Below are 25,875 nucleotides of genomic sequence, written 5' to 3'. Positions count from 1 at the left end.
CGGGCGCCCGGAACCTGCTCGGATCCGTCCGGCCGGTGCGCCACTCGCGTCCAGCGCGCTCGTGGACGCCGCCTACCGGCCGGGACTCCTCGGAACGCAAGCTTCAGGAGGGGCAACCCCCGGGCCGTACGGAGCTGATCTGGTCGTTCAGGCCGTACTGCGTGACGTCGCCCGTGTAGTCGGCGGCGACGGGAAGGCACCGGCCGCCGAAGTTGACGTTGGTGTACACCGACCAGACACGGCCGGTGCGGTTGCGCAGCGACGACGTGATGTTGTCGAAGTCCAGCGAGCCGAGCGAGGCGCGCTCGCCGCCCAGTCCCACGACGCGGCCCTGCCCGCCGATGTCCTGGAACAGGCAGAAGTTGCCGCTCGCGCACCGGTCGTAGCCGCTCTGCGCGGGCGCCGCGACCGCCGCCGGGGCCGGCGCGGTGAGAGCGAGCCCCGCGGCCATCGACAGGCAGGCGGCCGTCCTGTGGAACTTCCCCATGTCTTCCTCCTGATGCGGTCGGGTGCCGAGCGCGGGGCGCCGGTCCGGATGGTGGGGCGCTGCCTCCCGGCTCGCCTGTGACTGTGGCAGAGGCAGGGAGCCGGACGGCGGAGATGTCCGGCGATGTCACCCGCGAGGGGCATGAGGCGGGCATTCCTCACATGAGTGGCGAACACGGCGCCCGACCGGGGCCCCAGGTGCCGCTGTCCCGCCCGGCTCCCGCCCGGCTCCGTTCGCGGCGGTCCCGTGACGGCCCGACGGCGATTTCGTGACCTTGATCCCGCCCGCCGTCGCCTCCGGGACCGATACCGTCGGCTCCGGGCGGGAGAGGCGCGGACGTCGCGTCGGGCGGAGGGGAGCGAGGGCATGGAGCGGCTGGCAGCGGACGATCCGCGGCAGGTGGGCGAGTACCGGCTGCTGCGGCAGCTCGGCGCGGGCGGGATGGGCCGGGTCTACCTGGGGCGGACCACCGGCGGGCGGACCGTGGCCGTCAAGGTGGTCCGCCCCGACCTGGCCGGGGACAGCGACTTCCGGGCCCGGTTCCGCCTGGAGGTCGAGGCGGCCAGACGGGTCGGCGGCGCCTGGACGGCACCGGTCCTGGACGCGGACACCGAGGGCGGGCGCCCCTGGGTGGCCACCGGCTACGTCGCCGGGCCCGCACTCACCTCCGCCGTGGGGGAGTTCGGACCGCTGCCCGAACCGGCCGTGCGGACCCTGGGCGTCGGCCTGGCCGAGGCGCTCGCCCACGTGCACGGCCTCGGACTGGTGCACCGGGACGTCAAACCGTCCAACGTGCTGCTGACCCTGGACGGGCCGCGGCTCATCGACTTCGGCATCGCCCGCGCCCTGGACGCCACCACCACGCTCACCCGGTCCGGCCAGGTGTTCGGCTCTCCCGGCTTCATGTCGCCGGAACAGGCGAACGGGCTGCCCGCCGGGCCGGCCGGCGACGTCTTCTCACTCGGCGCGGTGCTCGCGTACGCGGCGACGGGCACCAGGCCGTTCGGCTCCGGGGTGAGCGTGCCCGTCCTGCTCTACCGGGTGCTGCACGAGGAACCCGACCTCTCCGGACTGGACGGCCCGCTGCGCGCCGTCGTCCGGGACTGCCTGGCCAAGGACCCGGCCGCCCGCCCGACACCCGGACAGCTGCGGGAACGGCTGGACGGCGACGGCGCGGCCGCCGCCCGGCTGGGCCACGGGGACTGGCTGCCGGCGCCGCTGGCGGCGGCGGTCGGGCGCAGTGCCGTGCAACTGCTCGAGCTGGAGGGGGAGCGGGAGGCCGAGGCGCCGGCTCCGGAGCCGACGGCTGCGGGGGCGTCCGGCGCTGCTTCCGACGCTGCTTCCGGCGCTGCTTCCGGCGCTGCTTCTGGTGCGCCCGGGTTCGGGCCGCCGCCCCCGCCGGCTTTCGCCCCGCTCGCCTCCCCGGTCCCGTCGGCCTCCCCGGTCCCGGTCCCGGCGCCGTCGGTACCGGTCACCGTGCCGGGCCACCGGCCGTACCCACCGCGGGCCCGCGGCCGGCGGGGGTACGGCGCGCTGGCGGCCGTACTGGTCGGCGTCCTGCTGCTGGGCGGCGGATACCTGCTGGTCGAGCGGCTGCGGGACAAGGACCAGCGGGCCGCCGGGTCGAACTCCGGGCAGAACGCCCCGGCCGGGGGCAGGACGGCGCCCTCCGACCCGGCCTCGAAGAACAGCGAGCCGACCGACGACGGCTCCGACCCGGCCGAGGACAGGCCCGTGCCCGGCGCGTCCCCCACCGGCCAGGGCCCGGGCGCCGTCCCCGCGAAGTTCCTCGGCACCTGGGTCGGCGAGCGCAAGGCCGTCAACGGGGACGTCACCACCGTCACCCTCACCATCGCCCAGTCGGCGCCGAGCCAGGCGAAGAGCAGGATCCGCGTCGAGACGCCGACCACCGGCGCCTGGTGCGAAGGCGCGTGGACGCTCAGCGACGCCGACGAAAGCCGGGTCACCTACGCCTCCAAGACGACCGGCTACTCGCCCGGCGGGAAGTGCGTCGACGACGGGGAGACCTACCGCAAGATCATGATGCTGCCGGACGGCGCACTGCGCTACTACATGGACCTGCTGAAGAACGACCAGTTCATGGTGCTGCAGAAGAAGAGCTGACCAGCCGGAAGCGCGCCCGGACCCGGCCCCCGACGGCATCCGGAAACGACGAGTTCGTCCGGGGCTCATCTCCCAGGCACCCTCGGGCCGGAGCGTCCACCCGGGCCGCCCGGTACGCCACCCGGGCGCCCCGTACCGGCCTCCCGCAGCGCGCACCCCCGGGACCTCGGCGAAGCCGACCCCCCCACCAGGGCGCCAGCAATCAGCCCCACCCATCCCCGGGACTGCACAGGAAGTCGGTGGGGTCGACTTCCTGTGCAGGTGGCCGGGAGCACGTCCCCACCCGCCCGGGTCTCCCGATCGCCGCAGTGCCGTCAACTCCCCACCTGGCGCCGGGGGTGCGCAGGAAGTCGGTGGGGTCGACTTCCTGTGCGGGGTGGCCGGGGCCGGGCCCCGGCCACCCGGGCCTCCCGATCGCCGCAGTGCCGTCAACTCCCAACCTGGCGCCGGGTGTGCCCAGGAAGTCGGTGAGGCCGACTTCCTGGGCGGGGTGGCCGGGGCCGGGCCCCGGCCACCCGGGTCTCCCGATCGCGGTAGCGCCGTCAACTCCCCACCTGGCGCCGGGGGTGCGCAGGAAGTCGGTGAGGCCGACTTCCTGTGTGGAGAATTCGGCCTCGGGGTGGGGTGGTGGGGCGGTACTCGGCGGGGTTTGCCGCGTGGAAAGTCGGCGGGGCCGACTTCCGGGGACGGGGCTGGGCGTCGCCTACGCGGTGAGGGCGGTGACCAGCAGGGCGAACGCGGCGACGATGACGGCGACGCGGACGTAGTGGAGGCGGTCCCAGCGGGTCTGCTGCTGCTTCCAGTCGGCGGGCCGGTTGTCGGGGGTCCACGTCTTGCTCCGGTTGTTGATCGGGACCAGCAGCAGGATCGACATGACGACGCTGAGGGCCAGCAGCGCGCCGGAGGTGACGACGAGGCCGGTGCCCTGGTGCTGCCGTCCGGCGACGGCCCAGGCCGCGACGAGGCCGAGCGAGGTGATGTACCAGACCGGCATCACGGCGCCGAGCATCCGCCCTCCGTGGGCGCGGCCGAGTATGTAGCTGTCTTCCGGGAGGGCGTCGAGGATCGGGTTGACGACGAAGGCGACGGAGAACTCCACCCCCACCATCACGCCGACGATCACGGTGGTGAGGACCTGGAGTGCGTTGAGCATGGTGGGCCCGTCCTGAGATCTAGCGTTGATAGCTGACGTGTCGACGCTAGTACTACTGACGCTCGATTGTCTAGCGGTGCTAGGATCGAATCATGTCGGTACAGGAACGCAAGGAACGCGAACGGGCGGACCGCGAACGCCTCATCGTGGCCACGGCCCGCGAACTCGCCGAGCAGCAGGGCTGGGACGCGGTCACCACCCGGCGGCTCGCCGAGCGCATCGAGTACAGCCAGCCCGTCCTCTACAGCCACTTCCGCGGCAAGCGAGAGATCATCGGCGCCGTCGCCCTCGAAGGCGCCGCCGAGATGGCCGCGGCGCTGCGGGCCGCGGCCTCCGCCGCGGACGGTCCGCGCGCCCGGGTCACCGCCCTCGCCCGCGCCTACCTCGACTTCGCCGCACGCAACCCGGCGGTCTACGACGCCATGTTCCAGCTCGACGGCGGCCTGGCGTTCGCGCAGGAGGACACGCCGGAGCCGCTGAAGGACGCCTTCGCCGCCCTGCTGGAGAGCCTCGGAGAGGTCGCCGGGCACGGCGTCCACCCGGTGCTGTTCACCGAGGTGTTCTGGGCGGCCCTGCACGGGCTGGCGACCCTGACCAGGGCGGGACGGCTGCCGCCGGAGGAGGCCGAGCGGAGGACGGAGCTGCTGGTGGACCGGCTCGCCGTGGTCTGACGCACCGTCCGGCGGGGCACACGGCTGGGTGTTCAGGGGGCCGCGAATCATCGTCCGGGCCCTTTTGACGAGCGCCGGTACGCCGACGGGACACCAGGCCCCGGTCACGAGGCAGTCTTCAGCCCTTCAGCAGGGGCGGCGTCCTGGCGCTGGGGCCGGGATGGTTCACCGTGACCGGAAGGCGGCTCGTGGGACGGGCGCACGCGAACGGCTGGTATTACTGGGGGTATGCAGGAAGAGACCGCACGCTCCGCGATCGACACGTTCATCTCCGCGTTCAACGCCTCGGACGACAGCTATGTGACCGCCCTGCTCTCCCAGGCCCTGACCTCGGACGTGGTCTTCTGGGGGCCGTTGGGCCGCAGCGAAGGAATCGCGGCGGTCGAGCGGTTCGTGCTGGACATCCGGCACCACCCGGCGGGGCCCGGCACGATGGTGCGCTGCTCGGCGGTGGACATGCCCGACGAATGGGCCCGCTACCAGTGGGTCTTCACCACGCCTGACGGCGGCCCCCGCCTGGCGGGCACGGACGTCGTCCATCTGCGACGGAGCCTCATCGACCAGTTCATCGTCTTCGCGGGGGAGATCGAGCCGTCCGCCTCCTGAGCGCGTTTCCTGCGCTGGGCGGCGAGTACGTCGGGATGGCGGGCGGCAGTGTCATGCCGGCGCGGGCGGCGGTGCCGTGCCCGGGACCGCGCGGGGTGGCCGCGGTGGGGGAGCCGGCCAGGGGTGCGGAGGCGGTGGACGTCCCCCAGGCGGCCGTCGGCGGCCGGTTCGGCGTCCCCGCCGCGCCCGGCAGGAGCCTGCGGTGGTCCGGGGGCGTGAGAAGTCGGCGGGTCGACTTCCTGTGCGCGGTGGTCGGGGTCGGACCGAATCCACGGTCGGTGGCCGAGGCGGTGAGGGGCGACGCGGAGAGGTCCGGCGACTTCCGCTCCTCGAAGCCCATCCGGTGCTCCGGCTGTAGGCCTTGATGTCGTCAGGCATCAGGATGGTGCTCATGGCCGGTGATCCCTTGCACGTGTCCCTTGATGAGCTGCGCAGGTCCTTCGACGTGCTGATCCGTCACGTCGAAGGCGCCACGGCCGGCGATGCCGTCGCCCTGGACAAGGACTACTTCTGGTCGATCCCGTCAGACGAGCTGTACGACGTCGCGAAGGCGCCGGGCATCCCGACGATCGGGCAGCTCTCCGAGTCCTGGCAGCACCTGCAGGATCTGCTTGCCGATGAGGATCGTGCCCTGGGGTACCACCTGGTGTGGTTCGCCGACGTCCTGCGGGCGATCGGCCAGGACCTCGCCGCATAGGCGCCCAGCGGCATCCCTACGCCCTTGACCTCAAGCGGACTTGAGGTCCTAGCCTGGCGATCATGACGACCACAAGCACCCCGCGGAACGGCACCGCCACGCTCGGCCGGCGCCCCATCGCCCTGGCCGCCTGGAGTGCCACCGAGGCGATCCTGCGGCACTCGCAAGCCGCCCTGGCACGCATCGACGTGACCCAGCCCCAGTGGTGGGCGCTCAACAACGTCGTCCGCGCCGAGCACGGCCTCACCAGGGAGGAGATCCGCGCCGTGGCCGTGCCCTACGGCATGGGTGCCGAGGTGATAGTCCACGCCGCCGACGCGCTGGTGCACCGGGGCTGGCTCGGCATCGGCGCGGACGGCCGGTTGACCCTCACGGAACAGGGCCGCGAGGGCCTGGCAACGGCCAAGGAACACATGGACCGGGTGCGTGAGGAGCTCCTCGGGGACATCACGGAGGAGGAGTACGCGACCGCGGTCTCCGTGCTCCAGCGCGTCACCGACAACCTCGCCCCGGGGCGGTCCTGAGGGCCGGCCACCTCGTCGCACGGCCGCCCGCGCGAGTCCTGGCCCGGGTCGCCCGACTACGCCGAGGCCCCGGCCCCCGCGCTGGGGGCGAACCCGCTGCCCTGCTCGGCGAACACCCTGATCGCGGCGCCCAGGAACTCCACCATCTTGGGGTGGTGGGAATCGTGGAACGCCCTCATGGCCTCGTCCTCGGCGTAGAAGAGCGACATGCCGACGTAGGCCTCCCTGGAGGGGGTGTAGAACCGGCTGACGATGTCGAAGTGCCTGCGGACGAGCTCCTGGATCTGCTCGTCCCCGGGCAGGGAGCCGCCGTCCAGGAAAGTCGTGATCTCCCGGTACAGGACGTCCCAGTCCTGGTGGACCCGCTCCCTGTCCACATGCGCCCAGTTGTCGGTCCCGGCAAGGCTCTTCGCCTGCTCCTGGGCCAACGCTCGGCGACACTCGTCCTCGTAACTGTTCTCCACGGCACCGGTTCCCATCGTTCGTCACCTCTGGGGGGATCCCCGAGAGGCCGCCGACATGTCGACATCGACCGGCCGCCGATGATCAACTGCCGGTCCAGGCCGAACGGTGGCACACGGCCACCGGGTCGGCAAACCATTTCCCGGACCCGCCGGCACCCGTTCCGGTCAGCCGGCGGCGGAGAGGCGCCGCTCGAACGGCGAGCCGTCGGAGCGGGCCGTCCGGGCCGCTCGACCGCGCGCCACCCATACTGGTCACCATGCAGTTCACCTCCGGCGGCGCCCACGGCCCGCGATTCGACGAGAACGGGTACGACCTGGGCCTTGGCAACAACGTCTACGGCTTCCTCCCGTCAGCGGTGAGTGCCCTGGACGTCGCACAGGCCTTCCATACGGCGGGTTGGCGGGTGCGCAGGTCCAGCTGGACCGAGTTCGAGGTCGAGCACACCTACGCCGAGCTGGAGCTGTTCCCCGACGTGCCCGTGAGATTCGGGGGCGTCGTGGTCCCCGAACGGATCGACGATCTCCTGTCCGCGTTCGCCGCTCTCGGACTGTCCTTCACCGTCGAGCTGTACGACCAGGACGACAACGAAACGATCTACCAGTCGTGAGTTCCACGCAGTCTGACAGGACACCAGCCCGCGTGAGGTGCCGGAGCGGCGCGGCCCGTGGGGGAGCGGATCGTCGCCCGGCTTCAGGCCCACCCGCGGCCTGGACGATGCAGGTACTGAACGACTCGGCCGGCTCTGGATGGTCCGACACGGCAGGATCGGAATCGCCGTCTCGCTCATACTGATCACTCCAGCCGAAGTCGCATCCAAGACTGACGGCGCGTCAGCGACAGCGCTTGCGGGACTTCGGCGCCGTATGCCGGCACCAGCAGCCCTCGGCCTGCATGGGCGGCGCAGGAAGTCGGCGGGGCCGACTTCCTGCGCGCGGTGGTTGGGTCGGCCCGGATACACGGTCGGCGGCCGCGGGGGCGACGCGCAGGGGTGCGGTGCCTTCCGCTGGAGCGCGACGAGCGGACCTCGTCTTCCGGATGATCTCGAAGCGGTGTGGGAAGGGCTCCGTCCTGCTGACCTCGGACAGGAGCTTCGGCAGAGCGCACACGTTCCGGCGAGCCCCGGCGAGGTGCCCCCGAATGTCCGCGAGTTCGGTTTGGGAGGTCGTCGCGTGATCAGTGGTCTGTGAAGGAGAGGCAGACTGCGGTGGACTCGAGTACCACCTGGTCCTGGGTGAAGCAGTCGGCCTGCTTGGTAGCCACCTCGGCGCCGCAGCTTCCGCAGACGACGTTGGGTCCGGTGGTGCCGCTGGGGCCCTGGCAGCAGGCGCTCAATCGGCCCCAGCCGGAGTGTGATTCGGTGCCGACGATGTCGTCGGGATGAACCACGAAGCCGGGGATGTCGATGGTGAACTCGCTCGGCCGGAAGTTCGGGGCGTAGGTGCCGCGCGGCATCCGGGGTGGCCGTGTCCGGATGCCGGGAGTCTCGGAGGGTGGGACTGGCGACGGAACCTTGATCTTGGTGACCGGGAGGGTGAGCGGGCATCGGCAGCGGTCACACAAGAAGCGCGGCATGCCGCTGATTCTGTAGGTCCCAGATCAGCTCAACAACCCATTTCGAAGCTGTCGCGGCTCCGCCGGGCGGATGGCGTCGACGTGGTCGGCCGGGCAGATCATGACGCCTTCAGGTCCGTGCCGAGGGCTGCGGCGGCGAGCTGGGGACCGAGCGCGCGGCGTGGCCACCCGCTACGAGAAGACGCCACCGTCTTCCGAACCGGACTCCACACCGGGGAACCGCCATCCGGTTCCCCGTCGATCCGGAAGAACGGACCAGGGTGACCGGCCGATGGCGGCCATCCCACCGGCGGGGCCGACTTCCTGTGCGGCGGGGTCAGGTGTGGGCGGTGGTTCGGGCTTGGGTGCGGCAGTGGGTGAGGGCGTTCTTGAGGCGGGGGTCGGGGTTGGTGGTGGTGAGGAGTTCGCCGGCGGTGGTGAGGGTGGTCCAGTAGGTGGTGGGGTCGCCGGTGCGGGGGAGGGGGTGGGCGGCGGTGAGGGAGAGGTAGGCGGCGGTGAGGTTGCCGGTGGTGAACCAGCGGTTCAGGCCGTGCTGGTGGCCGGGGCGGATGCCGCCCATGGCGTCGATGGCGACCAGGAAGAGGCTGACGACGGCGAGTTCGGTTTCGGTGAGGGGCTTGGGGATGTCGAAGACGCCGAGGGCTTCGAGGAGTTCGCCGGTGTCGTGTTCGGAGCCGGGGCGGGGGTCGGCGAGGAGGGCGTGGTAGCACTCGTCGAGGCGGCGGATGGTTTCGGCGAGGGGGATGTCGAGGGCGAGGCAGACGGCTCGGGCGCAGGGGAGGGGCTGGTGGCCGAGGCGGGCGATGAGGGCGTAGGTGGTGGCGGGGGTGGCGCCGCGGGAGAGGGTGTGGCGGGCGAGGGTGGTGAGGTGCATGGGGGTTCGGGCTTTCAGGTGGTGACGAGGGCGGGGGTGATGAGGGCCCAGACGACCTTGCCGGTGCCGCCCGGGCGGTTGGCGCAGCCCCAGCGGTGGGCGAGTTCGTTGACCAGGAGGAGGCCTCGGCCGTGCTCGGCGTCGGGGTCGGGGCCGGGGGAGTTGAGGGTGGGGTGGTTGGTGCCGGCGTCGTGGACTTCGAGGCGCAACAGGTGGTCGGGGGTGAGGGTGAAGCGGACCTCGATGTGCTGGTCGTCGGGGGCGTCGGAGTGCTGGACGGCGTTGGCGAACAACTCGCCGAGGAGGAGTTCGGCGGTGTCGCGGTAGCCCTCGCCGGCGGTCAGACCGGAGAGGTAGGCCCGGAGCAAGTACCGGGCCAGGGGCGTGGATTCGGTCCGCGAGTCGAGGCGCGCGACGAACGTACGGGGGCGGTGGGCGGTGAGCATGGGGAGTACCTCAAGTGAGGGATGCGGGCGAACGGGGTGAGTGCGGCGGCGGAGGGCCGGATCGCGCCCATGGCGGTCCGGCCCTGGGCGTTCTACCGCCGGCCAGGGCCGCCTTGTTCAGCCGACCGGGACCGGGACACCGCGAACGAGGAGGGGAAGGCCGTCGCCGTGCTCCCAGGCGTCCCAGGCGTCCTCGACGCGGCGGGACTGGTCGTCCGGCATGACCTCGCGGAGCTTGGACCGGGGCACCCAGTGGAGCGCGCGGATCTCCTCCGGCGGCTGGTGCCGGCGGACGGTCTCAACCTGCTGGGGTGTGAGCAAGCCGCCCGCGTAGACGAAGTTGAGGCCCTCGGGGAACTCGGCGGCGGGTACGTAGTCGACGGTGAGGATCGTGCGGAGGGGCAGGACGAGGCCGGTCTCGTTTTCGAGGTGCCGACGGGCGGCCAGGTGGGGGAGTTCGTCCTGCTCGGCGCTGCCGCCGGGGAGGGTGAGGCCGCTCCGGTAGGCGGGGTCGACCAGGAGGACGGAGAGGTCGTCCGAGCCTCCGGGGTCTTCGCGCAGGGCGAAGATCTGCTGGCCCGACCGGCGGCCTGGGGGCCTGGTCATGATGCGGGTCCTGCTCAACTCTGCTCCAGATGTGAGGGGTTGAAGGTCACAGCGGTCGGCGGCGCGGATTCCCGCAGGTGCCGGGCGCGATCTCCCGGGGGCCGATCACTCGGGTCGCCCCGAGGGGCCGAAGTACCGCCTGCCCGAATTCCGCTTCCACGAAGACGCTTTCGCGTGGCTTGCCGTCTTCAAGATTGCTGAAGTGCGTGATGGCTTCGTGGAGTTGGGGGCAGGGGCGGGGGTTCGGTGCGTGGTGCATGGGGGCTCCGCAGGTTGCGCTGTGCGCCCGATGCATCACCGGGTGTAGCCATGGTGGCGTGATTGCCCCTACGATCGGAAGCCGATCTGAATCTTGAAGTTAGTCCTCGGCAAGTAGGTGAAGATCAATGAACCTCAAGGAGCTTGATCCGACATCAAGTCCGTGGGCACCCTTCGGGGTGCAACTTCGCAGGTCACGAAGGGCTGCCGGCCTCACGCAAGCCCAGTTGGCGAAGCTGCTGGGGGTTGATCCTTCCTACGTCTCCTATGCCGAACTTGCTCCGCCCGGCCGGACTCCGCCAAGCGAGAAGTTCGCACGTGATGCCGATCGCGTGCTGGAGACAGGGGGGACCCTGCTGCTGATGTGGCTCCAGGCCAAGCACTCGGCATTGCTGGAGGGCTTTCCGGAGTACGCAGCCAACGAGACGCGGGCCAGTGAGATCCGGATCTTCGAACTCGGCGTCATCCCCGGCTTGCTTCAAACGAAGTCCTACGCAGCGGCTCTTGCAAGGGCGGATGTTCGCCGAAGGGATATCACCCCCAAGCAAGCAGAAGAGAGGCTGACCTTTCTCCTCGCGCGACAGGAGGCCCTGGCGCGACGAGACCCGCCGCTCATCCATGCCGTATTGGATGAGAGCTGCCTCAGGCGGATCATCGGTGGCCCCGAGGTAATGCGGGAACAGTTCGAGCGACTGGAACAGCACTACGAACAAGGTCGCGTAGTACTTCAGGTGGCGCCGTTCAGCATGGGGGAGCACCGGCCGTTCGCCCTGCCCATGCGGCTACTAACCCTCCCCGACGGCTCTCTGTTCGGTTACTCAGAGTCTGAGGGGCGAGGCCACGTCGAACGGGATGACGACAGGCTCCGCGACTGGCGCAGGAGATACGATCGACTTCAGGTGGGGGCGCTGGCAGAGTCGGCGACTCTCGAACTGATACTCCACGCCCGGAAGGACTCTCATGGCTGATCTCGACTTGACTACCGCTTCGTGGGTGAAGTCGACGTACAGCCAGCAAGGCGGCGACTGCCTTGAGGTTGCGCGAGGCTCTCTTGAATTGATGCCTGTCCGTGACTCGAAGGACCCTCAGGGTCCGGTGTTGGTCTTCCCTGAGGAGGCCTGGAGTTCGTTCGTCGCCGCCGTCCGCAGTGGCGAGTTCGGCGAGGTCTGAGCCAGGCGTTCAGAACCGCAGGCCCGGGCCGTTCTCGGCCCGGGCCTGCGGTCCTCGGCGTATCCGGAGGGCCGCTCTGGCGCTCGGGACGGATCACAGCGGCAGGCGCCAGCCGGGCCCGTCCTCGTTGCCGACCCACACCCGCTGACCGTCGCCGGTGACGGTGATGCCGAACTGCTCCTGGTGCGGCGCTCCCACCGCCTGCCACGCCTCGACCGCGTCCTCGACCTGGTCCCACAGGCGCAGCGGGCCGCGCTGGGTGACGGTCCATCCGCCACGATCACCCGGCCGGGTGCGGGCCTGGGAACCGGTGGCGTGGTCGATCAGGATCTGCTGCCCTCCGGCGCCGATGCGTTCGGCGGAGGGCGCCGCAAGTTGGGCGACCCAGGTGCCGGTCCAGTCGGTGACAACGGCCGGGTCGATGCGGGTGGGGCGTTCGTCGCCGGGCAGCAGGGTGGGGTTCTGGCGCGGGGGTCGGTCATGGGAACGGGCGATCATGAAGCTGGTCCAGCCGGGCAGGAACCGGCCCGTCGCCTCGCCCGGTTCGGTGACGCTCAGCAGGGCGAGGCCGTAGCCGAACTGCCAGCCGGAGAAGGTGACGAGGATCTTCCCGCCCGGCCTGACCTGGTGCAGCCAGGCGTAGGGCAGGGTCCGCACCGCGCAGGTCGCGATGAGCCGGTCGTACGGCGCCCGGGCCCGGTGGCCGGCGAGGCCGTCACCGACGACCAGGTGCGGGGCGTAGCCGGCGGTCTTGAGACAGGCGGCGGCACGGTCGGCGACCTCCGGGTCGACTTCGACGCTGACGATGTTCTCCTCGCCGAGGCGGTGGGTGCCCAGCGCGGTCGAGTAGCCGGTGCCGGTGCCGATCTCCAGGACCCGGTGGCCGGCTTCGACGTCGAGCTGCTGCCACATGCGCAGGACCAGGGACGGCAGGGTGGAGGACGACGAGGGGGATCCGGCGACCGGTCCCTCGGCGTCGGCGGGTCGGATGCGGCCGTCGAGCTGGGTGATGAGGGTCTGGTTGGTGTAGACGGCCTGAAGCCAGCCGTCGCCGCCCTCGCGGACCGGCTCGTAGGAGGTCGGGAAGGAGCCGGGGACCTCGCGGAAGTAGTCGCCGACGAAAGCCTCGCGCGGCACGGCCGCCGCGGCGGCGCGCCAGAGCGGGTCGGTGAGGCCCTCGTCGGCGGTGAGCTGCCGGACGAGGGCTGCGCGCAGGTCCGCGGCGGTGGAGGTCATGCGGCGTGGCCCTTCTGGAGCTGGTCGGCGATCGCGGTGGCGATGGCGTCGGTGGTCGGGGGCGGGAAGAACGCCCACTGCCCGTTGCTGTTGCACTCCAGGAACCACCAGCGGCCGTCGGTGGTGACGGCGAAGTCGAAGGCGCCGTAGACGAGGTGGAAGTGCTCCAGGCAGCGGGCCACGGATCGGCGCACGGGTGCCGGGACGTCGATCGGGGTGTAGGTGAGCAGGTCCTGGCGGCGGCGCCAGTCCAGGTCAGGAGTGTCGATCCGGACGGCGAAGAGCTCGCGGCCCACCGCTGTCACCCGCACGTCGTGGTCCTTGGCCGGGCGGGCCTGGAACAGGTGCGGGCAGGCGGCGACGGCGTCGGTGATCTCCTCCGGGGCGACCTCGGCGACCCAGGCCTGCACCGGCCGACCGTCCTCGTCCGCGTAGGGGGAGTTCCACAGCGGCTTGTAGACCGCCCCGCCGGGCTGCGCGGCGCAGAAGGCCCGGGCCTGTTCGGGGTCGGTGGTGACGATCGTGTCGGGGACGGCGAAGCCGGCCGCGAGCGCGGCGTCGAGCTGGGCGGGCTTGTGCTCGGCGGCCCGGATCCGCCAGGGGTGGTTCACGTAGTGGGCGCCGGGCAGCACGCCGAGGACACCCCCGGCGCCCCACTGGGCCTGGGCTCGGGCGAACTCGGCGTCCTGCCCGCCCATGTCAACACCAGGACCGCCCCCTGCCGGTCACCCGCCACGGCTCAGGCCTGGTCCTGGTCGTCGGAGGTAATCGAGTCCACGTCGGTCGGCTGCGCCTGGCCGCCGCTCTGCCCGTCCCCGCCACCGCCGCCGGTGCTGGTCGGGTTGCTCTGGTCGGAGCTGGTCCCGTGCCTGCCTATCTCGACGGTGCGGCCCTGCCCGTCGAGGAAGACCGCGACCTGGGTGTCCGGGTCGATGACCGGGGTCAGCGCCGGCCGGGGCGGCGTGTCGGCGAAGGGACGCATCCGGGTGGTGCCCCGCGGGGCGGTGACGGCGTTGGACATCCTGGTTCTCCTCCACCTGATGCGTGACGCCGGCGATGCAAGCGGTGACCAACGGTCATCATGCCGCCCGGCAAGCTCCGTTGGGAGGGGTTCCGCCGAACCGGATCGCGCTGAAAACCGCCGGCCCGGACCATGCGAAGTCCGGGCCGGCCGCTCTGTCCGCTGTCCCTCTCGTCAGGGTGCGGGGACCAGGGCTTCGACCAGGCGGCGGACCAGCTCGGTGTTGCCCTCCGCCCGGACGCTGCCGTGCATCCGCAGGTGGTGGACCGCTCCGGTGATCGCCAGGGCGAGCATCGCGCAGTCGACCGCCGCCGGGACGCGGCCGAGGTGCTGCTCCGCCTCCAGGTACCGCGCCATCGCCTCCTCGACCGCGCCCGGCCCGGGCGCGCCCTCGGCCCAGGCCTGCCGGACGCGTTGGGTGACCTCGTGGCGGGACAGCGCCGCCGCGGTGATCGCCGGCCCGTTCGTGCCCAACAGGGCGAGCGCCGCGCCGGTCAGGTTCTTCCGGACGTCGCCCGCCCCCGCCATCCCGGGCAGCGGCCGGACCTCGGCGGCGATCGTCTCGAAGCGGTCCAGCACCAGCTGGGCGACGAAGTCGTCGAGGTCGGCGAAGTGGTTGTACAGCAGCCCCTTCGCGCAGTCCGCCTCCTCCGTCACCGCGCGGTTGGTCAGACCGGCGGGCCCCTCCCGGGCGAGGACGCGCTCGGCCGCCGCGAAGAGCCGCTCCCGCGCGTCCGGGATCGCTACGCCGCGTGGTGACATCGGTTTGGCCTCCGCATCGCGCTTGCCAGTATGGGCGTCTGCCCATACCTTGAATGGGCAGACGCCCATACTAGCGGTCCGACAGGAGCGATCCCATGCGCCGGCTCGTCAACTCCGCACAGTCCGAAGCCTGGAACGGCGACGAAGGCCAGTACTGGAGCGACCACCACGACCGCTGGAACGCGGTCAACGAAGGCTTCAACCCCCCACTCCTCGCCGCCGCCGCGATCAACCCCGAGGACCGCGTCCTCGACGTCGGCTGCGGCGCCGGCCAGACCACCCGGCTCGCCGCCCGCGCCGCCCTCCACGGCTCCGTCCTGGGCCTGGACCTCTCGCATCCCATGCTCGCCCGGGCCCGCGCCCTGGCCGCCGAGGAGGGCCTCGGCGACCGGACCGCGTTCGAGCAGGGCGACGCCCAGGTCCACCCGCTCCCCACCGCCGGCTTCGACGTCGCGATCAGCCGCTTCGGCATCATGTTCTTCGAGGACCCGGTCGCCGCCTTCGGCAACGTCGCCCGCGCGCTGCGCCCCGGCGGCCGGCTCGCCTTCGTCTGCGTGGCCGATCCGGCCCGGTGCGAGTGGACGCAGGTGTACGGCGCGGCGCGCGCCGCCCTGGCCGTCCCGCCGCAGGACGACACCGCGCCCACCGGCCCGGGGATGTTCTCGCTCGCCGACCCCGCCGAGATCCGCCGCGTCCTCGGCGCGGCCGGCTTCGCCGAGGTCCGCACCGAGGCCGTCGAGGCCGACGGGCGTTTCGGCCGGGACGCCGCCGACGCCGCCGGCCACCTCCTGGGCTCCGGCCCCGGACAGCACCTGGTGAACCAACTCGACGGCCCGGACGCCGCCGACCGCGCCCGGGCCGCCCTCGCCGCAGCCCTGACCCCGTACGAGCACCCCACTGGCGGCGTCCACCTGCGCACCGCAGCCTGGCTGGTTACCGCCGCCCGCCCCTGACCGCCGCCGCCCGGATGAACCCGCAGGCCCGGACCGCGCGTTACGGCGGTCCGGGCCCGGGCTCAGGAGGTGACCACACGCCACGGGTCGGGTCCCGGGGCCCGGTCGATGTACTCGTCGGAGTCAAGGACCTCCCCTGTCAGGACCGCGGCCAGGAACTCGGGCATACCGCCGTCGAAACGGACGAACTCGCTGATGCCGAAGCGCCACACCACGACCGGCCACTGGTCCGGGTCGCCGGCGGAGGTGTCTCCCGGCGGTTCCAGACCCAGCTGGGCTTCCAGCCCGTGCAAGCTCTGCGCCGGAACGCCGGACTCACTGGGGCGGCCCGATGATCCCGCGTACTTCTCCCAGAAAGTCGATCACGGGTCGGTTCCTGTCGACTTGGGGCGGTTCGCAGTCCCCTTGCCGGTTCCACCGGTGGGGCCCTGCGTGATCACACAGTGCTTGAACGCTTTAGTTCCGAGGTCGTGGTAGGGGTGCTCCAAGATCTCGGGGACTCCGGTGCTCGGACGGAGGGCGGCCTGCGGGAAAACGCGGTGGCGGACCGGGGTGGTCACTGCTACCTTTCCGGAGGCCGTGCGAGAGAACGAGGAGGTGGTACCCGTGAACGCAGTATCGACATGGGTGCTCCCCTCCGGGGTCACGGTCGGACGATAGCCTGGTCGTCCGGGAGCGCCGTCTTTTGAGCACTCCCGAAAGGCACGACCATGCACTTCACTTCCGAACAGCGTCTCGACGGCGACGTCCTCGAGCGCGAGTTCACCCTCGGCGACATCCCCGGCATCCTGTGGACGCCCGAATCCGCCTCCGCCTCCGCGTCCTCCTCCGAGTCCGCGCCGGCGCCGCTGATCCTGATCTGCCCCCCGCCGCTCGGACTGCGCCGGGTGTACCCCCGGCTGGCGGGGCGGGCCCGGCACTACGCGGCGGAGTACGGCTTCGCCTCGGCCACCATCGAACTTCCCGGGAGCGGTGACCGTCCCCGTTGGCCCGTCATCGAGCAGGCCCGCGCGGACCTGCGCCGGGTGATGGAGGCCGGCGAGCCGGTCACCGGCGAGATCGTCGACGCCCTGGTCCTCCCGCTGGTCGACAGGTCCGTCCCGGAATGGCGGGCGGTGCTCGACGCGCTCCTCGCGCTGCCCGGGATCGGCGGCCCGGTCGGGTACGAGGGGGGAATCATCTCCATCGGCGTCCGGCTGGCGGCGGTCGAGCCGCGCATCGCGGCCGCCGGCCTCTTCGCCGGGAGTCTCGTGCCCGCCGCCATCATGGAGGAGGCCCGCCAGGTCACCGTCCCGCTGCACGTCCTGTTGCAGTGGGACGACGAGGGGAACCCACGGCAGGCGTCCCTGGACCTGTTCGACGCCTTCGGCTCCCAGGAGAAGACCCTGCACGCCAACATGGGCGGGCACACCGGCGTCCCGCAGTACGAGATCGACGCCGGGGCCCGCTTCTTCGCCCGGCACCTGAGGTGACGCCGGGCCGGCCCTGAGCCCTGGGCCCGGCCGGCTCTGAGCCTGGGCCCGGACCGCGTCCACCGCGGTCCGGGCCTGCGGGTGAACTCGAACACGGCGTCACGAGCCGGCGGTGGCCGCCTCCAGGGTGGTGGCCATCACCGGGCTGGTGAAGGTGTTCGTCGCGTCCCCCGTGGACTGGTGGTAGGAGCCCCACTTGAGGTAGTTCCGGTCGCCGTCCCAGGTGGTGCCCTTGAACGTGCCCGACCCCGTGGTGAAGGTCTGCTTCACCCCGTCGAACCAGAAGTCGATGGTGCCGTCGGTGCGCCCCAGGTGGATCTTCAGCGCGTACGAGTGCCACGTGTTGTTCGTGGTCTGCGCCGTCCACAGCGAGTGCGACACGTGGTCGAGGTCCCACTCCTGGAGGCGGACGCGCCCGTTGACGATGTCGATCTCGATCGGGTGGTTGGCCGTGTCGGTGCTCGGCGAGCACTTCAGCTGGAACACGTACCGGCTGTTGGTGTCCTTGATGTCCACCTTGGACGACCAGCCCAGGTAGAAGGTGTCGCCCTCCTTCAGGTCCGGGCTGAGCGTCTCGCAGCGCTCCTCGTTCGCGGCCTGGAAGGCCCGCCACACGCTGCCCTTGACGGAGTCCTTGACGACACCGAAGTTGCCGGCCGCGCACTGGACCGCCTTGAAGGAGGACGGGCCGGTGCTGGTGCTCGGGGTCCACAGGACCGTGCCGGCCGCGCTGCTGGGCGTCACCCCGGCGCAGGTGATCGCGAACGTGCCGAGGGCGACGGCCGCGGCGGCGGCCTTGCGGCGGTGGGTCAGAAGGGACATGCCTCTCCCGGGGGATGAGTGGCCGATACGAGCGAGCAGTGATTCGACCACCCGCCGCGCCCGTCCGGCCAACGAAACGGCCGACGGATGATCCTTTTCGGACACTTCCGCCGGCCGTCCCGCCGTCCTGAACCCGGGCCCGTACCCGTCCGTTACGGGGTGGGCCGCGTCCCGTCGGAGGCGCCTTCGTCGTACGAGGAGGTGCCCTCGTCCAGCAGCGGCTCCTGCGTCTTGAGGTGCGCCGGGGCCAGCGCCCGCAGCGCGTGGTAGCCGGTGATGACGACCAGGGTGCCCAGCGCGATGCCGCTGAGGCTGAAGGTGTCGGTGAACTTCATGGTCACGTTGCCGATGCCGATGATGATGCCCGCCGCGGCCGGCACCAGGTTCAGCGGATTGCGCAGGTCCACCCCGGACTTGGTCCAGATCTGCGCGCCGAGCAGGCCGATCATGCCGTACAGGATGACGGTGATGCCGCCGAGCACCCCGCCGGGGATCGCGGCCACGATCGCGCCGAACTTCGGGCACAGGCCGAACAGCAGCGCGAAGCCGGCCGCGCACCAGTAGGCGGCCGTGGAGTAGACCCGGGTGGCGGCCATGACGCCGATGTTCTCCGAGTACGTGGTGTTCGGCGGGCCGCCGACCGCGGTGGAGAGCATCGAGCCGATGCCGTCGGCGGAGATCGCCGTGCCCAGCTTGCCGTCCAGGTTCGAGCCGGTCATCTCGCCGACCGCCTTGACGTGCCCGGCGTTCTCCGCGACCAGCGCGATCACCACGGGCAGCGCGACCAGGATCGCCGACCACTGGAAGGACGGGCCGTGGAAGGTCGGCAGGCCGATCCAGTCCGCCTTGCCGACGCCCGACAGGTCCAGGCGCCAGTGGTCGGTCAGGTGGCCGGCGCCGTCCACCGAGTGGATCTTCCCGAAGACCCGGTCGAACAGCCAGGAGATCCCGTAGCCGAAGAGCAGCCCCAGGAAGATCGCCACCCGCGACCAGAAGCCGCGCAGGCACACCACGGCCAGGCCGGTGAACAGCATCACCAGCAGCGCCGTCCACTGGTCCTGCGGCCAGTACACCGAGGCGGTCACCGGGGCGAGGTTGAAGCCGATCAGCATGACCACCGCGCCGGTGACGATCGGCGGCATCGCGGCGTGGATGATCCGCGCCCCGAACCTCTGGACCGCCACCCCCACCAGGAACAGCACCACGCCCACCACGAACACCGCGCCGGTCACCGTCGCGCTGGTGCCGCCCTGCGCCCGGATCACCGCGGCCACGCCCACGAAGGACAGCGAGCACCCCAGGTAGCTGGGCACCCGGCCCCTGGTGGCCAGCAGGAAGATCACGGTCGCCACGCCGGACATCATGATCGCGAGGTTGGGGTCGAGCCCCATCAGCACGGGCGCCACGAAGCTCGCCCCGAACATCGCCACCACGTGCTGGGCGCCGAGCCCTACCGTGCGGGGCCAGGAGAGCCGTTCGTCGGGGCGGACGACCGCCCCCGGCGCGGGCGTGCGCCCGTCACCGTGCAGCTTCCAGCGCACGCCGAGATCCATGGTGAGGTTTCGCTTTCTCTGTACTTCCGGGGAACCGTTCGCACCATTCTCCCGGCCGCAGGGGTGTCCCGGCGGTCACACGGACCCGCGTGAGCTGCGGAGACGTGGGGAGAGGCCTGACGGGCCCGGTGCTGTCGGGGATCTTACGGCCACCGTCCGCGCGCCCCGGATCCGGCCGGGGCCGGACGCCCGTTCGCGAGGCGTCACCCGTGGGGGTGTACTGCCGCGTCGCCGCCGCTCGTACCGGCGACCGGCCTGAAGACTGGCCGCATCCCGCAGGACCCACCGAAGACCGAAGGACGTGCCATGGCCGAAGAGCTGTACGCGACGCTGAAGACCAACAAGGGCGACATCGTGATCCGGCTGCTGCCCAACCACGCGCCGAAGACCGTCAAGAACTTCGTGGAGCTCGCCACGGGCGAGAAGCAGTGGATCGATCCGAACACCGGCCGGCAGAGCAACGAGCCGCTCTACGACGGCACGGTCTTCCACCGGGTCATCGAGGGCTTCATGATCCAGGGCGGCGACCCCCTGGGCGACGGGACCGGCGGCCCAGGGTACGAGTTCGCGGACGAGTTCCACCCGGACCTGGCGTTCGACAAGCCCTACCTGCTGGCCATGGCCAACGCCGGGCCGGGCACCAACGGCTCCCAGTTCTTCGTCACCGTCGGGCCGACCACCTGGCTCACCGGCAAGCACACCATCTTCGGCGAGGTCGCCGACGCCGCCAGCCGGAAGGTCGTCGACGCCATCGCGACGACGGAGACCGGGAGCAACGACCGCCCGGTCCAGGACGTGGTCATCGAGAAGGTCGTCATCGAGACCCGCTGACCGGCGACGGCACCGGGCCGGCGAGGGCACCGGGCCGGCGAGGACGCCGGGGCGTCCAGCGGCCCGCGCCCTGGACGCCCCGCAGCGCGGGTCAGCCCTCGCGCCGGCTCCACTCGTTCGCGCCCAGCGGGTAGTCGTAGCCCGGCCGCCCGGTGCCCGCACTGGTGCGGAACGGCCTACCGGCGCCCGCGTCGACGCGCACCGTGCCCCGGCGCCCGCCACTGGACCAGTCCAGGGCCAGCTCCCAGCGCACGTCGTGCGCCCGGGTGCGTGCGGTGACGTAGAAGACCTCCGGGTCGGACTCGCTGACCTTGCGCGGGAAGTCCCGCTGCCCGCGCCGGGCGGTGACCGTCGGGCTGCCGCTGTCCAGGTCGACGTCGAAGGAGGCGCTCTCCACGTCGCTGCCGCAGCCCGTCCCCATCGCGTAGTCGTTCCAGGCGAGCGGCGCGCCCTTGGTGACGACCCGTACGTGCAGCGCCTCCAGGACGACCGTGTCCTTCCCGGTGCCCTGGACGGTCAGCGCGACCCGCTGCTCGTCGGAGGCGACCGCGCCGTTGGCCGCCGCCCAGCGCGGCGCCTCCTGCTCGTTGGCGGGCGGGCCGACCTGCTGGGGCGGCCGGTCGACCAGGAAGTGCTGGTAGCACGGGTTCTCGTAGACGTAGGGGCGGGTCGCGACCTTCAGCGGATCGGGGGCGGCGGCGGTGGTGGGGGTGGTGGGGGAGGCGGCGGCCGGGGCGCCGCTGGTGGAAGCGCCCGTGCCCCCGGGGGAGGTGCCCGTCGGGGTGGAGCCGGCGGGGGCGGAGGGCGCGGGACTCCCCTCGCCCGGGGGAGCGGAGGAGACGCCCGCCGGCGAGGGCCAGGCGGTGCCCGGCTGCTCGGCGGCCGCGTTCCCGCCGCCGCTCCCGTCCCGGTTCCCGTCCCCGCCGACGGGTGCGAGGCTGAGCGCCACCGCGCCCAGCACGGCCGCCGTCGCGACCGCGGCCACCAGTACGCCGCGCCGGCCCCGGCGCGGGGCGGGACGCCCGGGCACCACGCCGACGGTGACCGGCCCGTCCGGCCCGTCCTGTACAACCGGCGTCACATCCGGTACGGACGGCGGCTCCGGCTCCCGTACGGCCGCCGTCCCCGCCGCCGTCCCCGCCTCCGGCCGGGCCCGGCGCGCCGCGTCCGCCAGGATCCAGCGCCGGTGCAGCTCCGTCAGCTCCTGCGGCGTCGCCCGGCACAGCCGCGCCAGGCGGTCCAGCGGCGCGAACCCGGTGGGCACCACGGTGCCGATGCAGTACCGGTGCAGCGTCGAGGTGCTCATGTGCAGGCGCTTGGCCAGCGCCCCGTAACTGAGCCCCGAACGCTCCTTCAGCTCGCCCAGCAGTGCCGCGAGATCATCCGCCGCCGAGCTCCCCGTCGTCCGCGGCCGTTCCATCGCACATCGCCCCCACGTCTCATCCCCGCGTTCCAGGGCCCCGGCATTCCCCCTGCTCAGGGCCCGTCCCAGTGTCCCACCGTCCCGGATCGGCCGTTGACCGTGGCGGCCGGGACGGATCACCGGGCAAGCTCCGGCCATCCAAGCACCACACCGACCCGAGCACCCAAGGGGACACGGCCACATGCCCGGCATCCGCACCTCCCGCACCCGCCTCCTGACCGCCGTCGCGGGCGTGGCGATCGCCGCGCTCTCGCTGAGCGCCTGCAACGACGACGCGGCGGACGCGGGCGGCAAGGGGACGTCGGCGGCCTCCCCGGCGCCCGCCGCCCCCGCCGCGAGCGCCCCCGCCCCCGTCCAGAGCGGAGCCTCCACCGCGACCCCCGCACCCGCCCAGAGCGGCGCCCCCGCTCCCGCCAAGCCCTCCGCGAAGGCCCCCACCGCCGCCCCGAAGCCCCCGGCGGCCGCCGACGGGAAGGCCGTCACCTGCGAGGGTTCCGTCACCAGGACCGTCGCGGCCGTGCTGCCGCGCCCGATCAACCACCTGCTGCTGACCGTCACCAACACCGGTAGCGCCCCCTGCCACCTCTACGGCTACCCGGCCGTGCGCTTCGGCGAGGCCCAGTCGGTGCCGCCGGTCATCGAGGACTCCAAGCCGCAGGCCGTCGTCACGCTGAGGCCGGGCGAGTCCGGCTACGCCTCGGTGAACCTGTCCGCCGCCGACGGCAGCGGCGGCCATGGCCGCACCGAGACTTCGCTGGCCGTTTACTTCCAGGGCGCCTCCGGCGGCGAGAGTGTCGGCGCGGGAAGCAACCCTTCGCTGCCCTCGAAGGGTCTCCACATCGACGACTCGCTCAAGGTCACCTACTGGCAGCAGGACCCGGACGTCGCCGTCACCTGGTAGTCCCGGCGCCGCTGCCCGGGGCGACGCTCTGCGATCATGAGATCGCCTGCCGTCATATGCTTGTCATATACATCTGATTAAGTCTGAGGGGGGTGCGTGGAGTTCCGACTGCTGGGCTCGGTGGCCGTGGTGGCCGCGGACGGCCGGGAGCTTCCGGCCGGATCGGCCAAACGACGCAGCCTGCTGGCCATGCTGCTGCTCCACCCCGGAGCACCCGTCACCGTCGAACGGCTCACCGAGACCCTCTGGGACGAGGAGCCGCCCCGGCACTCGCGCACCGTCATCCACAACCACGTCTCGGGGCTGCGCTCCCTGCTCACCGCCCACGACGCCCCCGCCGCCGGCGTCGAACTCGTCACCGACAACGGCGCCTACCGGCTGCGGGTGCCCGACCAGGCGGTGGACACCGTACGGTTCGAGCGCCTGGTGGCCCGCGCCCGCGCCCTGGACGACGCCGGCGAGGCCGCCACCGCCCTGCGGGAGGCACTCGGCCTGTGGCGGGGCCCGGCCCTCGCCGGCACCACGGCCGGCCTGCCGTTGCAGTGCGCCGCCCAGGCCCTGGAGGAACTGCGGCTGACCGCCGCCGAGGAACTGGCCCGCGCCCACGGCCGGCTCGGCGACCACGGCACGGCCGCGAACCTGCTGCACACCGAGGCCACCGCCAACCCGCTGCGGGAACCGCTGGTCGCCGAACTCATGCACGCCCTCGGCCGCGCGGGGCGCCGCTCGGAGGCCCTGGACTGGTTCCACCGCACCCGCCACGCCCTGGCCGAGGAACTCGGCATCGGCCCCGGGCCGGAACTCACCGACGCCTACGACCGCCTGCTGCGCACCGACGCGCCGCAGCGCACCGACGTGCCGCAGCGCGCCGACGTGCCGCCGGGCCGGTCCCACCGGGTGCCGCCCGCCCGGCTGCCCGGCGGCCAGGAGCCGCCGGACCGCCCGGCGCCCGACCGCGTCCCGCCCGCGCGGGTCGCCACCGTCGGCGGCCTGGCCTCCGTCCCCGACCAGCGGCCCGCACCCGCCGCCGTACCGGCCCCCGCCGTACCGGAACCCGTACCGTCCGCCGCCGTGCCGGAACCCGTACCGTCCGCCGCCGTGCCGGAGCCCGCGCAGCCCGCCGCCGGCCCGGAGCCCGCGCCGCCCGTCCTCGTCCGGCCCCCGGCGGTGCCCGTCGGCGAAGCCGGGCCGCAGCACACCCCCTGGCCCTTCCCCCGCCGCCCGCGCGGCTTCGCCGGCCGGGAGGACGAACTGGCCGCGCTGGACCGGGCCACCGCCGCCCCCGGCGCCGTCGCCGTGCTCACCGGCGGCGCCGGCGTCGGCAAGACCACCCTCGCCCTGTACTGGGCGCACCGCCGCCGGCAGGACTTCCCCGACGGCCGGCTCTTCGTCGACCTGTGCGGCCACAGCCCGCTGCCCGAACGCGACACCGCCGCCGTCCTGCGCGAACTGCTGCTCGCCCTGGGCCTGCCCGCCGAGCGGATGCCCGCCACCCCCGAGGCGATGGCCGCCCGCTACCGCGAACTGACCGCCACCCGGCGGATGCTGATCGTCCTGGACAACGCCCGCCGCTCCGACCAGGTCCGCCCGCTGCTGCCCGACGGCGACGACTGCGTCACCCTGGTCACCAGCCGCGACCGGCTCGGCGGCCTGGTCGCCTCCGACGCCGCCCGCCCCGTACCGCTCGCCGAACTCTCCTCCCCACAGGCCGTCACCCTGCTCGCCGCCACCCTCGGCCCCGACCTGGTCGCCGCCGAACCCGAGGCCGCCGCCCGCCTCGCCGGCCTGTGCGACGGCCTGCCGCTGGCCCTGCGGCTGGCCGCCGCCCGCCTCGCCACCGGCCCGGCCCGCGCGCTGGCCGCCCTCGCCGACGAACTCGCCGACGAGCAGGACCGCCTGGACCTCCTCGACGTCGAGGACACCAGCGTCGCCGCGGCCCTCGCCCTGACCGTCCAGCACCTGAGCCAACCCGCCGGCCGGATGCTGCGCCGCCTCGGCGCCCACACCGGCGCCACCCTCGACAGCCGCACCGCCGCCGCCCTGGCCGGCTGCCGCCCCGAGGAGGCCGCCGCCGCCCTGGCCCAACTGGCCACCGCCCACCTGATCGTCCAGATCGGCCGGGACGCCTACACCCTGCACGACCTGGTCCGCCTCTACGCCCGCAGCCTGCCCGGCGACACCGACACCGAGGTGCTGCCCCGCCTGCTCGACCACCTGCTCAACACCCTCCTCAGCGCCTGCGCCGCCGCCGAACCGGGCAGCGAACCCTGCTGCGCCCTGCCACCCGGCACCCGCCGCCCCGCCGAGGTCCGCCCCTTCCCCGACCGGGCGAGCGCCCTCGCCTGGTACGCCACCGAACGCGACACCCTGCGCGGCGCGGTCGAGGCGGCGGTCGCCGCCGGACTGCACGACCGCGCCTGGCGCCTGGTGCTGCTCCAGTGGCCGCTGATCGTCTGGCAGGTCCGGGACGGCTGGGCACCGCTGCTCGAACACGGCCTGGCCGCCGCCGAGGCCGACCGCGACCCCGGCGCCCAGTCCCGCGCCCGGGCCCTGCTGGGCTGGGTGCTGCTGGAGGAGGGCCGCCCCGAGCAGGCCCTCGTCCACCTGGAACGCGCCCCCGACCTCGCCGCCCGGGCCGGCGACGGCACCGCCCAGGCCGTCGCCCTGGTCAACCACGCCCTCGCCCTCGCCCGCCACGGCGACCGCGCCGGCCGGGCCCGGGTGAGCGGGCTGCTGCTGAAGGCCCTGTCACTGGCCGAACGGGCCGGCCGCGCCGACCTGGTGGCCCTCGCCCGCCAGCACCTGGCGGGCGAGTGCCTGGCCGCCGGCGCCGCCGAGGAGGCCGCCCACCACGCCGCCCGCGGCCTGGCCGTCGCCGAACCGCCCTTCCCGGTCACCCGCCGGGTCGTCCTGCAGACCCTCTACGGCCGCGCGCTGGCCGCCACCGGCCACACCGAGGAGGCCGCCCTCCACCTCGGCGCCGCGCTGCGCACCGCCCGTGAACACCAGTACGGGGAAGGGGAGTCGGAGGCGGGCGCGGCGCTGCGCGCCCTGTCGGCCGGCAACGCCGCGGTGGCCGCCGACCCCACCGGTGCCGTCACCGCCGCCGCCGTCGCCACCTGACGGGCAGACGGCCGCGCGGCACCGGCGGGCAGCACTGACGGGCCGACCCGCAGGGAAGGATGGACACCGGGGGGAGCCCGGGCAGCGGGCGAAGCCGGCACACCATCTGCCCGAGGGGGACGCGC

The 25,875-nt window shown here is 72.9% G+C and carries 28 protein-coding genes; 13 read left to right on the top strand and 15 right to left on the bottom strand.

Annotation, left to right across the window (positions count from 1 at the left end):
- Positions 1-103: 103 nt before the first annotated feature.
- Positions 104-487 (bottom strand): peptidase inhibitor family I36 protein, encoded by a 384-nt coding sequence (locus ACZ7RU_RS12270; protein WP_470340826.1) that lies wholly within the window; start codon positions 485-487, stop codon positions 104-106.
- A 366-nt stretch (positions 488-853) separates the two neighbouring features.
- On the opposite strand from ACZ7RU_RS12270, the gene ACZ7RU_RS12265 reads away from it, so the two are divergent.
- A complete protein-coding gene (locus ACZ7RU_RS12265) occupies positions 854-2,611 on the top strand; it encodes a serine/threonine-protein kinase (RefSeq protein WP_470340825.1) in 1,758 nt (585 codons plus the stop codon).
- A gap of 703 nt (positions 2,612-3,314) precedes the next feature.
- Here the strand turns inward: ACZ7RU_RS12265 and ACZ7RU_RS12260 are convergent.
- Positions 3,315-3,764, bottom strand: a complete 450-nt coding sequence (locus ACZ7RU_RS12260; protein ID WP_470340824.1) for an anthrone oxygenase family protein — start codon at positions 3,762-3,764, stop codon at positions 3,315-3,317.
- A gap of 92 nt (positions 3,765-3,856) precedes the next feature.
- Between ACZ7RU_RS12260 and ACZ7RU_RS12255 the strand changes: the two genes are divergently transcribed.
- From ACZ7RU_RS12255 to ACZ7RU_RS12240, 4 genes are all read left to right on the top strand, one after another.
- A complete protein-coding gene (locus ACZ7RU_RS12255; RefSeq protein ID WP_470340823.1) occupies positions 3,857-4,435 on the top strand; it encodes a TetR/AcrR family transcriptional regulator in 579 nt (192 codons plus the stop codon).
- A gap of 228 nt (positions 4,436-4,663) precedes the next feature.
- Positions 4,664-5,041 (top strand): nuclear transport factor 2 family protein, encoded by a 378-nt coding sequence (locus ACZ7RU_RS12250; RefSeq protein ID WP_188305834.1) that lies wholly within the window; start codon positions 4,664-4,666, stop codon positions 5,039-5,041.
- Between the two features lie 391 nt (positions 5,042-5,432).
- Positions 5,433-5,738 (top strand): hypothetical protein, encoded by a 306-nt coding sequence (locus tag ACZ7RU_RS12245; protein WP_470340822.1) that lies wholly within the window; start codon positions 5,433-5,435, stop codon positions 5,736-5,738.
- A gap of 62 nt (positions 5,739-5,800) precedes the next feature.
- On the top strand, positions 5,801-6,262 hold the full coding sequence (locus ACZ7RU_RS12240) for a MarR family winged helix-turn-helix transcriptional regulator (protein ID WP_470340821.1): 462 nt from the start codon (positions 5,801-5,803) through the stop codon (positions 6,260-6,262).
- A gap of 56 nt (positions 6,263-6,318) precedes the next feature.
- Here the strand turns inward: ACZ7RU_RS12240 and ACZ7RU_RS12235 are convergent, their stop codons facing one another.
- On the bottom strand, positions 6,319-6,741 hold the full coding sequence (locus tag ACZ7RU_RS12235) for a TipAS antibiotic-recognition domain-containing protein (protein WP_470340820.1): 423 nt from the start codon (positions 6,739-6,741) through the stop codon (positions 6,319-6,321).
- Positions 6,742-6,983: 242 nt separating this feature from the next.
- On the opposite strand from ACZ7RU_RS12235, the gene ACZ7RU_RS12230 reads away from it, so the two are divergent.
- Positions 6,984-7,334, top strand: a complete 351-nt coding sequence (locus ACZ7RU_RS12230; protein ID WP_470340819.1) for a hypothetical protein — start codon at positions 6,984-6,986, stop codon at positions 7,332-7,334.
- Between the two features lie 566 nt (positions 7,335-7,900).
- Here the strand turns inward: ACZ7RU_RS12230 and ACZ7RU_RS12225 are convergent.
- The 4 genes from ACZ7RU_RS12225 to ACZ7RU_RS12210 form a co-directional block, all read right to left on the bottom strand.
- Positions 7,901-8,299, bottom strand: coding sequence for a hypothetical protein (locus ACZ7RU_RS12225; protein WP_470340818.1), 399 nt, complete (start codon positions 8,297-8,299; stop codon positions 7,901-7,903).
- Between the two features lie 316 nt (positions 8,300-8,615).
- Complete coding sequence (locus ACZ7RU_RS12220) at positions 8,616-9,173, bottom strand: hypothetical protein (protein ID WP_470340817.1); 558 nt, start codon at positions 9,171-9,173, stop codon at positions 8,616-8,618.
- Positions 9,174-9,187: 14 nt separating this feature from the next.
- Positions 9,188-9,619 (bottom strand): ATP-binding protein, encoded by a 432-nt coding sequence (locus tag ACZ7RU_RS12215; RefSeq protein WP_470340816.1) that lies wholly within the window; start codon positions 9,617-9,619, stop codon positions 9,188-9,190.
- A gap of 117 nt (positions 9,620-9,736) precedes the next feature.
- Positions 9,737-10,225, bottom strand: a complete 489-nt coding sequence (locus ACZ7RU_RS12210) for an NUDIX domain-containing protein (RefSeq protein ID WP_470340815.1) — start codon at positions 10,223-10,225, stop codon at positions 9,737-9,739.
- Positions 10,226-10,611: 386 nt separating this feature from the next.
- On the opposite strand from ACZ7RU_RS12210, the gene ACZ7RU_RS12205 reads away from it, so the two are divergent.
- Entirely contained in the window at positions 10,612-11,451 is an 840-nt protein-coding gene (locus tag ACZ7RU_RS12205; protein ID WP_470340814.1) for a helix-turn-helix domain-containing protein, read from the top strand.
- Positions 11,444-11,653, top strand: a complete 210-nt coding sequence (locus tag ACZ7RU_RS12200) for a DUF397 domain-containing protein (RefSeq protein WP_470340813.1) — start codon at positions 11,444-11,446, stop codon at positions 11,651-11,653. The genes ACZ7RU_RS12205 and ACZ7RU_RS12200 overlap by 8 nt, the downstream gene beginning before the upstream one ends.
- Positions 11,654-11,746: 93 nt before the next feature.
- On the opposite strand, the gene tgmC is transcribed toward ACZ7RU_RS12200, so the two are convergent.
- The 4 genes from tgmC to ACZ7RU_RS12180 all read right to left on the bottom strand — a co-directional run bounded on the left by tgmC (position 11,747) and on the right by ACZ7RU_RS12180 (position 14,672).
- Positions 11,747-12,889 carry an ATP-grasp peptide maturase system methyltransferase gene (gene tgmC / locus ACZ7RU_RS12195; RefSeq protein WP_470340812.1) on the bottom strand — a complete coding sequence of 381 codons (1,143 nt, stop codon included), beginning with the start codon at positions 12,887-12,889 and terminating at the stop codon, positions 11,747-11,749.
- Entirely contained in the window at positions 12,886-13,587 is a 702-nt protein-coding gene (locus ACZ7RU_RS12190) for an MvdC/MvdD family ATP grasp protein (RefSeq protein WP_470340811.1), read from the bottom strand. The genes tgmC and ACZ7RU_RS12190 overlap by 4 nt, the downstream gene beginning before the upstream one ends.
- Positions 13,588-13,628: 41 nt before the next feature.
- On the bottom strand, positions 13,629-13,910 hold the full coding sequence (gene tgmA / locus ACZ7RU_RS12185) for a putative ATP-grasp-modified RiPP (RefSeq protein WP_470340810.1): 282 nt from the start codon (positions 13,908-13,910) through the stop codon (positions 13,629-13,631).
- Between the two features lie 174 nt (positions 13,911-14,084).
- Entirely contained in the window at positions 14,085-14,672 is a 588-nt protein-coding gene (locus ACZ7RU_RS12180; RefSeq protein ID WP_470340809.1) for a TetR/AcrR family transcriptional regulator, read from the bottom strand.
- Between the two features lie 95 nt (positions 14,673-14,767).
- On the opposite strand from ACZ7RU_RS12180, the gene ACZ7RU_RS12175 reads away from it, so the two are divergent.
- Positions 14,768-15,625, top strand: a complete 858-nt coding sequence (locus ACZ7RU_RS12175) for a class I SAM-dependent methyltransferase (RefSeq protein WP_470340808.1) — start codon at positions 14,768-14,770, stop codon at positions 15,623-15,625.
- Between the two features lie 62 nt (positions 15,626-15,687).
- On the opposite strand, the gene ACZ7RU_RS12170 is transcribed toward ACZ7RU_RS12175, so the two are convergent.
- A complete protein-coding gene (locus ACZ7RU_RS12170) occupies positions 15,688-15,918 on the bottom strand; it encodes a hypothetical protein (protein WP_470340807.1) in 231 nt (76 codons plus the stop codon).
- Positions 15,919-16,335: 417 nt separating this feature from the next.
- Between ACZ7RU_RS12170 and ACZ7RU_RS12165 the strand changes: the two genes are divergently transcribed.
- Positions 16,336-17,097, top strand: coding sequence for a dienelactone hydrolase family protein (locus tag ACZ7RU_RS12165; RefSeq protein WP_470340806.1), 762 nt, complete (start codon positions 16,336-16,338; stop codon positions 17,095-17,097).
- Between the two features lie 99 nt (positions 17,098-17,196).
- Here the strand turns inward: ACZ7RU_RS12165 and ACZ7RU_RS12160 are convergent, their stop codons facing one another.
- Both ACZ7RU_RS12160 and ACZ7RU_RS12155 read right to left on the bottom strand, forming a co-directional pair.
- Positions 17,197-17,919 (bottom strand): heparin lyase I family protein, encoded by a 723-nt coding sequence (locus ACZ7RU_RS12160; protein ID WP_470340805.1) that lies wholly within the window; start codon positions 17,917-17,919, stop codon positions 17,197-17,199.
- 152 nt (positions 17,920-18,071) lie between these two features.
- Positions 18,072-19,472 (bottom strand): uracil-xanthine permease family protein, encoded by a 1,401-nt coding sequence (locus ACZ7RU_RS12155; protein WP_470340804.1) that lies wholly within the window; start codon positions 19,470-19,472, stop codon positions 18,072-18,074.
- Positions 19,473-19,778: 306 nt separating this feature from the next.
- Between ACZ7RU_RS12155 and ACZ7RU_RS12150 the strand changes: the two genes are divergently transcribed.
- The gene (locus ACZ7RU_RS12150) at positions 19,779-20,303 is read left to right on the top strand and encodes a peptidylprolyl isomerase (RefSeq protein WP_470340803.1); all 525 of its coding nucleotides are present in this window, start codon (positions 19,779-19,781) and stop codon (positions 20,301-20,303) included.
- 91 nt (positions 20,304-20,394) lie between these two features.
- Here the strand turns inward: ACZ7RU_RS12150 and ACZ7RU_RS12145 are convergent, their stop codons facing one another.
- A complete protein-coding gene (locus ACZ7RU_RS12145) occupies positions 20,395-21,723 on the bottom strand; it encodes a helix-turn-helix domain-containing protein (RefSeq protein WP_470340802.1) in 1,329 nt (442 codons plus the stop codon).
- A 184-nt stretch (positions 21,724-21,907) separates the two neighbouring features.
- On the opposite strand from ACZ7RU_RS12145, the gene ACZ7RU_RS12140 reads away from it, so the two are divergent.
- The gene (locus ACZ7RU_RS12140; protein ID WP_470340801.1) at positions 21,908-22,627 is read left to right on the top strand and encodes a DUF4232 domain-containing protein; all 720 of its coding nucleotides are present in this window, start codon (positions 21,908-21,910) and stop codon (positions 22,625-22,627) included.
- A gap of 96 nt (positions 22,628-22,723) precedes the next feature.
- Complete coding sequence (locus ACZ7RU_RS12135) at positions 22,724-25,750, top strand: AfsR/SARP family transcriptional regulator (RefSeq protein ID WP_470340800.1); 3,027 nt, start codon at positions 22,724-22,726, stop codon at positions 25,748-25,750.
- Positions 25,751-25,875 lie beyond the last annotated feature (125 nt).

The organism is Kitasatospora sp. NPDC114501, from assembly GCF_055633695.1.
Note: the sequence above shows the minus strand (reverse complement) of the source record. Positions and strands in the feature narration are given on the sequence as shown.

What these genes read in the sequence shown, in the direction of transcription:
- tgmC (WP_470340812.1), bottom strand. Translation starts at nt 12,889, where the DNA reads ATGACCTCCACCGCCGCGGACCTGCGCGCAGCCCTCGTCCGGCAGCTC.
- ACZ7RU_RS12225 (WP_470340818.1), bottom strand. Translation starts at nt 8,299, where the DNA reads ATGCCGCGCTTCTTGTGTGACCGCTGCCGATGCCCGCTCACCCTCCCG.
- ACZ7RU_RS12235 (WP_470340820.1), bottom strand. Translation starts at nt 6,741, where the DNA reads ATGGGAACCGGTGCCGTGGAGAACAGTTACGAGGACGAGTGTCGCCGA.
- ACZ7RU_RS12140 (WP_470340801.1), top strand. Translation starts at nt 21,908, where the DNA reads ATGCCCGGCATCCGCACCTCCCGCACCCGCCTCCTGACCGCCGTCGCG.
- ACZ7RU_RS12155 (WP_470340804.1), bottom strand. Translation starts at nt 19,472, where the DNA reads ATGGATCTCGGCGTGCGCTGGAAGCTGCACGGTGACGGGCGCACGCCC.
- ACZ7RU_RS12190 (WP_470340811.1), bottom strand. Translation starts at nt 13,587, where the DNA reads ATGGGCGGGCAGGACGCCGAGTTCGCCCGAGCCCAGGCCCAGTGGGGC.
- ACZ7RU_RS12200 (WP_470340813.1), top strand. Translation starts at nt 11,444, where the DNA reads ATGGCTGATCTCGACTTGACTACCGCTTCGTGGGTGAAGTCGACGTAC.
- ACZ7RU_RS12150 (WP_470340803.1), top strand. Translation starts at nt 19,779, where the DNA reads ATGGCCGAAGAGCTGTACGCGACGCTGAAGACCAACAAGGGCGACATC.
- ACZ7RU_RS12215 (WP_470340816.1), bottom strand. Translation starts at nt 9,619, where the DNA reads ATGCTCACCGCCCACCGCCCCCGTACGTTCGTCGCGCGCCTCGACTCG.
- ACZ7RU_RS12270 (WP_470340826.1), bottom strand. Translation starts at nt 487, where the DNA reads ATGGGGAAGTTCCACAGGACGGCCGCCTGCCTGTCGATGGCCGCGGGG.
- ACZ7RU_RS12255 (WP_470340823.1), top strand. Translation starts at nt 3,857, where the DNA reads ATGTCGGTACAGGAACGCAAGGAACGCGAACGGGCGGACCGCGAACGC.
- ACZ7RU_RS12165 (WP_470340806.1), top strand. Translation starts at nt 16,336, where the DNA reads ATGCACTTCACTTCCGAACAGCGTCTCGACGGCGACGTCCTCGAGCGC.
- ACZ7RU_RS12160 (WP_470340805.1), bottom strand. Translation starts at nt 17,919, where the DNA reads ATGTCCCTTCTGACCCACCGCCGCAAGGCCGCCGCCGCGGCCGTCGCC.
- tgmA (WP_470340810.1), bottom strand. Translation starts at nt 13,910, where the DNA reads ATGTCCAACGCCGTCACCGCCCCGCGGGGCACCACCCGGATGCGTCCC.
- ACZ7RU_RS12240 (WP_470340821.1), top strand. Translation starts at nt 5,801, where the DNA reads ATGACGACCACAAGCACCCCGCGGAACGGCACCGCCACGCTCGGCCGG.
- ACZ7RU_RS12250 (WP_188305834.1), top strand. Translation starts at nt 4,664, where the DNA reads ATGCAGGAAGAGACCGCACGCTCCGCGATCGACACGTTCATCTCCGCG.
- ACZ7RU_RS12180 (WP_470340809.1), bottom strand. Translation starts at nt 14,672, where the DNA reads ATGTCACCACGCGGCGTAGCGATCCCGGACGCGCGGGAGCGGCTCTTC.
- ACZ7RU_RS12245 (WP_470340822.1), top strand. Translation starts at nt 5,433, where the DNA reads ATGGCCGGTGATCCCTTGCACGTGTCCCTTGATGAGCTGCGCAGGTCC.
- ACZ7RU_RS12145 (WP_470340802.1), bottom strand. Translation starts at nt 21,723, where the DNA reads ATGGAACGGCCGCGGACGACGGGGAGCTCGGCGGCGGATGATCTCGCG.
- ACZ7RU_RS12230 (WP_470340819.1), top strand. Translation starts at nt 6,984, where the DNA reads ATGCAGTTCACCTCCGGCGGCGCCCACGGCCCGCGATTCGACGAGAAC.
- ACZ7RU_RS12205 (WP_470340814.1), top strand. Translation starts at nt 10,612, where the DNA reads ATGAACCTCAAGGAGCTTGATCCGACATCAAGTCCGTGGGCACCCTTC.
- ACZ7RU_RS12260 (WP_470340824.1), bottom strand. Translation starts at nt 3,764, where the DNA reads ATGCTCAACGCACTCCAGGTCCTCACCACCGTGATCGTCGGCGTGATG.
- ACZ7RU_RS12220 (WP_470340817.1), bottom strand. Translation starts at nt 9,173, where the DNA reads ATGCACCTCACCACCCTCGCCCGCCACACCCTCTCCCGCGGCGCCACC.
- ACZ7RU_RS12175 (WP_470340808.1), top strand. Translation starts at nt 14,768, where the DNA reads ATGCGCCGGCTCGTCAACTCCGCACAGTCCGAAGCCTGGAACGGCGAC.
- ACZ7RU_RS12265 (WP_470340825.1), top strand. Translation starts at nt 854, where the DNA reads ATGGAGCGGCTGGCAGCGGACGATCCGCGGCAGGTGGGCGAGTACCGG.
- ACZ7RU_RS12210 (WP_470340815.1), bottom strand. Translation starts at nt 10,225, where the DNA reads ATGACCAGGCCCCCAGGCCGCCGGTCGGGCCAGCAGATCTTCGCCCTG.